General features: G+C 72.9%; 1 protein-coding gene. It reads left to right on the plus strand.

What is annotated here, in order from left to right:
* Nucleotides 1-683, plus strand: a 683-nt coding sequence (locus L995_RS05670; protein ID WP_047470027.1) for an ATP-binding cassette domain-containing protein, incomplete at both ends; no start/stop codon positions are given.

The raw sequence follows: 683 nt of genomic DNA on the forward strand, positions 1-683 counted from the left end.
CGTGCTGCGCGCCTTCAATGGCGAAGGCGGCGGCACGCGCTGGCTGGAGCAGGCCCTGGGCCGGCAGCGCGCATCCGGCGCGCAGTCCATTCGCCTGGCGGCGCTGTCGGGCGTGCTCAACGGCTGGGCCGTGCAGGCCGTGTTTGCGGCCCTGCTGGTGGCCGGCGCGCTGTGGCTGGACGAGCGCCTGGGCGGCGTTGCAGCACAGGGCATGGGCATGGGAATGGAAGCCGCCATCCCCGTGATCGTGGCCCTGCTGCTGGCCTGCCGCCATGTCGATCCGCTGCTGGAGGTGGCCGGCTACGCCGACTCGCTGCGCGCCGCGCGCGTGCAGCTCGATGCCGTGCGCGACATCCTCGCGGTCCAGCCGCTGCCCGAGCCTGCCGTGCCCCAGGCGCCGCGCGATGCCTCGGTGGAGCTGCGCGATGTGGTGTTCCGCTACGCGCCGGGCCAGCCCGAGGTGCTGCGCGGCCCGAGCCTGCGCGTGGAGCCGGGCTCGATGACGGCGCTGGTGGGCGCCTCGGGCTCTGGCAAATCGTCCGTGCTGCGGCTGGTCGCACGCTTTTTCGATGTGCAGCAGGGCAGCGTTCTGGTGGGCGGCATCGACGTGCGCCAGATCGCGGGCGAGCGGCTGGCCGGGCAGATCAGCCAGATCTTCCAGGACAGCTACCTTTTCCACGCGG

The organism is Delftia sp. ZNC0008, from assembly GCF_000799035.1.
GTDB classification, from domain to species: Bacteria; Pseudomonadota; Gammaproteobacteria; order Burkholderiales; family Burkholderiaceae_C; genus Comamonas; species Comamonas tsuruhatensis.